Raw genomic sequence first — 4,118 nt, 5'->3', positions numbered from 1 at the left:
TCGGCGCCCCGCTGCCCGCCTTCTCCCTGCCCGCCCTGCTGCTCGCCCTCGCCGCGCGCCGGCGCCGGCGCGCGGCGAGGGCGAGCAGCAGGGCGGGCAGGGAGAAGGCGGGCAGCGGGGCGCCGAGGGTCAGGGCCAGCGGGACGTCGAGCAGGGCCGCCGCGAACACCGTGGCGACGACGGGCGCCGGCGCCGCGGTCGGCCGCGCCGGCACGCCCCGCCGGGTCCCCGGTTCCTGCTGCTGGGCCCGCCGTCCGCGCGCGGTGCGGCCCCACGGCTTCGCCACCGACAGCCACACCTGGAAGGCCAGGGCGCCCGCCACGAGCCCCACCGCGACGGCGCTGGAGACGGCGGGCCCGTCGGTGCCGGCCCGGGCGGCGGCGACGACCTCGGGCAGGGCCCCGGCCACCACCAGGGTCCCGGTGAGGACCTGCAGCAGCGTGAGGACGACCTTGGTGGCGACCCACCGGTGGTGGGAGAAGCCCCACGCGGTGACGGCCGCGAGGCCGAGGCCCGTCGACGCGGCGGCGATGGCCGACGTCCCCAGCAGCTTCAGGTCCAGCAGCTCCGCGACCTCCGCGGTCGCGACCTTGAACTCCCCCGCGGGGGCGGCGGCGCTCAGGCTCAGCAGCACCAGCAGGGTCAGCGCCTGGCTCAACCAGGTCACGGCGGCGACGACGTGCAGCCAGACGAGCAGTCCTCGCCAGACGCGCACCGGGGCGGTGGTCGTCGACACGTGTGCTCCTCGCGGGTCGGGTCCGGCGTCCGGACCCGCCGCCGGGCACGGCCTGCGAGGGTGGCGGGCCGGCGGCGTGCGGGGGCGGTGACGGATAGCTTGGCGACCGAACATCTTGACGACCAAGAGAGTAGGCGGCGTGGTCGACGACGGCAACACCGACGACGGACGGGTCCGTGACGACGTGGTGCGGCTGACGCAGGAGCTGGTGACCGAGGGCACGCGGGTGACGGCGGCCTTCGTCGCGCGCCACGGCATGCACCCCACCGACGTGCAGGCGCTCACCCGGGTCCTCCGGGCCCAGGAGCAGGCGGACCCGATGACGGCCGGTGCGCTCGCGCGCGCGCTGGGCCTCACGTCCGGCTCGGTCACCGCGGTGGTGGACCGCCTCGAGCGCGCCGGTCACGTGCGCCGGGTGCGCGATCCGCAGGACCGCCGCAAGGTCCTCCTGGAGTCGACGCCCGCGGGCTCGGCCCTGGCCGACTCCTTCACCGCGCCCGTCGAGGCGCGAAGCCACGCCGTGATGGACGACTTCGGCCCCGCCGAGCTGGCCGTCGTGCGGCGCTTCCTGGCGGCGACCGGCCGGGCCCTGGCCGAGCACGGCGCGTTCCTGGCCGGCGGCGTGGACGGGGGCGACCCGGGGTCCGCCACACCCTGACCCGGCGCCCCGGCTGCGCGGTCCCGCACCGACCGATGACGCGGAGCCGATGTCCAGTTGCCTTGACACCGTGTCCGGTAACCTTGACACTCCTCGCATGGGACGGACGTCCGCCGCGGGACGCGCCAACCGCGTCCGCGCGGCCCGCACGGAGCTCGGCCTCACGCAGGCCGAGCTCGCGGCGGCCGTCGACGTCACCCGCCAGACCGTGGTGGCCGTCGAGGCCGGGAACTACGCCCCGTCGGTCTACCTGGCCCTCGCCCTCGCCGCCCACCTGGGCCGCAGCGTCGAGGACCTCTTCGGCGACGGCCCCGCGGCCGCTGCGGACCGTCCCCACGACACGGAGGTGCACTCGTGACCGACCACCGCGACGACCTGCCCGGCGACCTCCCGGGCGACCCGCCGGGCGACACCGTCCGCACGTCCGACGACGACTGGTTCCTGCGCGCCGCCGCCCGCGTCGGGGACCTGGCGAGCCCCTTCTACCGCGAGGAGCGGCAGCGAGACGTGTGGAACGAGGCGTCGGCCGTCGGGCTGCAGCTCGTGCTCTGGCTGGGGACGGCCGCCGCGGCGGCCATGGTCTGGATCGGCGGCCGGGCGGCACTCCCCTACGCCCTGACGATGTTCGCCGTCGTCGGCGTCGTGAGCGGCGTGACCCTCTCCTACGCGCGCCGGCTCGGCGTCGACGTCGAGGCGCCCGCACGGGTGTTCACGCCCCGCCTGGTCCCCTACCTGCTGCTGCTCGCCGCGTTCCTGCTCGGCCTCGTGCACGCCGTGCCGGGCACCCTGCCGAACTCCTTCCTCGTGGGCGCCGCGGCCGGGACGGGGTTCGCGGTCGCCGCGCTGCTCGTGTCCGCGCGGGCCCGCCGGCGCAGCGCGACCCCCTGAGCCGTCCGGTCAGCCGTCGCCGGCGGGGGTGCCGCCGGCGCGCAGCCCGCGGGGCGAGGACCCCGTCACCGCGCGGCACGTCTTGTTGAAGGCCTGCAGGTCGGGGATGCCCACCGAGGCCGCGACCGCGGCGATCGACATGGTGCTGCGGGTGAGCAGGTGCCGCGCGTGCTCGACGCGGCGCCGTCGCAGGTGCCCGACCACGGTCTCACCGGTGGCCGCGGAGAACACCCGGGTGAGGTGCCCGGGTGAGACGCCCACGGCCGCAGCGATGTCGCGGACGGTCAGGGGTTCCGCGAGCCGGGACTCGACGAGGGAGACGGTCGCCGCGACGTAGTCGAGCGCCGGTCCCCCGGCGGGCCGCACCGGGTCCGGCCCCACCCGGTCGGCGAGGCGGAGCAGGACCGTCCAGACGTCCGCCCGGGTGCGCGCGGGCCGGGCCACGGCCGAGGCGACGGCCGACTCCATCAGCTCCGCGATGCGCGGGAGGTCCGCGCCGGGGTGCATGAGGACCGACAGCCCCGACGCCGCCCCGGGGCCGAGCCGGGGCGCCCGCAGGTGGGCGTAGAGGTGCTGGGACGGACCGCGGTAGCGGTACCGGATCACCGACGCCGGCGCGACGAGGGAGACGCTGCCGGGCGTGACGGTGTGCACGACACCGTCGACCTCCAGCTCCGCGGCGTAGCCGTACAGGTGCAGCGACCACAGCTCGGGCAGCTGGAACACGTCCTCGGAGCGCAGCACGCCGTGCGTGGCCCGGCCCTGGTTGACGACCTCGGGCGGCGCGGCGACGTCGAGCGGGACCGTCGCGGCGGGCCCCGGGGCGACGGTCATGCCGGTTTTCTACCAGTGCATGCGCGGCCGCGACCACGACACGGCCCGTCGCGGCGCGGCACGGTGGACGGGCAGGGGACGCCCCTGCCGCCGAGGAACGACAGGAGCACCCCGTGACGACCCTGGTCGACCGCAAGGACCTCATGACGTCCGTGGAGATGGCGCACTTCGTCTCGCACGGCAGCTTCGCGCTCGAGGCCGTCGTGCCGCAGGCCCTCAACGAGCGCGCCGTGGCGGTGCTCGACGAGGGCATCCCCCACCACCCCTACGGCACGCCGCTCGACATCGCGTTCCCCGCGGGTTCCTTCGCGCGCGAGCTGATCTCGCTGCCCGCCGTGGCCGGAGCGATCCAGAGCCTGGTCGGGCCCGGCCCGACCGTCGACCACCACGCCGTGCACGTGCGCCCGCCGCGCGGCGGCGAGGCGCAGAACATGCACGGCGACGCGATCCTCGACACCCGCACGACCGCCTTCGACGCGCAGCTCATGTACTACCCGCGCGAGGTGACGCTCGACCAGGGCGGCACGCTCAGCGTGCCCGGCACCCACCTGCGCCGCATCAACCAGACCGGCATCGGCCGCTACCAGAACCTGGCGGGCCAGACCCGGCTCACGTGCCCCGCGGGCACCGTGGTGTTCCTGCACCACGGCATCTGGCACGGCGGGCGCCGCAACGACTCCGACGTGCCCCGCTACATGTTCAAGATCAGGTTCAACCCGACCGTGCGGCAGCTGCGGCTGTGGAACACCGACGACATCGACGCGCCCGGCGTCCGGGCCGAGCTCACGGCCCGCTTTGGCTGGACCAACGCCAACGAGGGCCGGCTGGAGCTGGTGAACCGCGCGAAGCTCTGGCGCACGCTGACGGGCGACCAGGACTTCGACATCGACTACTACCTGACCCGCGAGACGCTCGTGCCGAGCTTCATCGCGCCCGGCGCGACCGACGTGCGGCTCGGCGCCCACCACCCGGCCGACGGCTGGGGCCTGCACTGAGCCCCGG

The 4,118-nt window shown here is 76.0% G+C and carries 6 protein-coding genes; 4 read left to right on the top strand and 2 right to left on the bottom strand.

Translation table 11 applies throughout. From position 1 onward, the window contains the following. Positions 1-736 (bottom strand): hypothetical protein (locus tag GTR02_RS20285; RefSeq protein ID WP_205709705.1); only part of this gene is annotated, 736 nt, incomplete at its 3' end. Positions 737-875: 139 nt separating this feature from the next. Between GTR02_RS20285 and GTR02_RS20280 the strand changes: the two genes are divergently transcribed. The 3 genes from GTR02_RS20280 to GTR02_RS20270 all read left to right on the top strand — a co-directional run bounded on the left by GTR02_RS20280 (position 876) and on the right by GTR02_RS20270 (position 2,282). Then, positions 876-1,394 carry a MarR family transcriptional regulator gene (locus GTR02_RS20280; protein ID WP_166609289.1) on the top strand — a complete coding sequence of 173 codons (519 nt, stop codon included), beginning with the start codon at positions 876-878 and terminating at the stop codon, positions 1,392-1,394. A gap of 97 nt (positions 1,395-1,491) precedes the next feature. Next, positions 1,492-1,752: a helix-turn-helix transcriptional regulator gene (locus GTR02_RS20275; protein ID WP_166609288.1), complete on the top strand. Its 261-nt coding sequence runs from the start codon at positions 1,492-1,494 to the stop codon at positions 1,750-1,752. Further along, positions 1,749-2,282, top strand: a complete 534-nt coding sequence (locus GTR02_RS20270; RefSeq protein WP_166609287.1) for a DUF2029 domain-containing protein — start codon at positions 1,749-1,751, stop codon at positions 2,280-2,282. Before GTR02_RS20275 ends, GTR02_RS20270 begins: the two co-directional genes overlap by 4 nt. Positions 2,283-2,291: 9 nt before the next feature. Here the strand turns inward: GTR02_RS20270 and GTR02_RS20265 are convergent, their stop codons facing one another. Beyond that, positions 2,292-3,116: a helix-turn-helix transcriptional regulator gene (locus GTR02_RS20265; protein ID WP_166609286.1), complete on the bottom strand. Its 825-nt coding sequence runs from the start codon at positions 3,114-3,116 to the stop codon at positions 2,292-2,294. A gap of 143 nt (positions 3,117-3,259) precedes the next feature. Between GTR02_RS20265 and GTR02_RS20260 the strand changes: the two genes are divergently transcribed. After that, a complete protein-coding gene (locus tag GTR02_RS20260; protein ID WP_166609290.1) occupies positions 3,260-4,111 on the top strand; it encodes a phytanoyl-CoA dioxygenase family protein in 852 nt (283 codons plus the stop codon). Positions 4,112-4,118 lie beyond the last annotated feature (7 nt).

Origin of the sequence: Kineococcus siccus, assembly GCF_009906795.1 — a bacterium.
Taxonomy (GTDB): domain Bacteria; phylum Actinomycetota; class Actinomycetes; order Actinomycetales; family Kineococcaceae; genus Kineococcus; species Kineococcus siccus.
This window is presented reverse-complemented; position numbering and strand designations above follow the sequence as displayed.

Bases quoted from the DNA above. Each gene is read 5' to 3' on its own strand.
- GTR02_RS20275 (WP_166609288.1), top strand. From the start codon at position 1,492: ATGGGACGGACGTCCGCCGCGGGACGCGCCAACCGCGTCCGCGCGGCC.
- GTR02_RS20265 (WP_166609286.1), bottom strand. From the start codon at position 3,116: ATGACCGTCGCCCCGGGGCCCGCCGCGACGGTCCCGCTCGACGTCGCC.
- GTR02_RS20260 (WP_166609290.1), top strand. From the start codon at position 3,260: ATGACGTCCGTGGAGATGGCGCACTTCGTCTCGCACGGCAGCTTCGCG.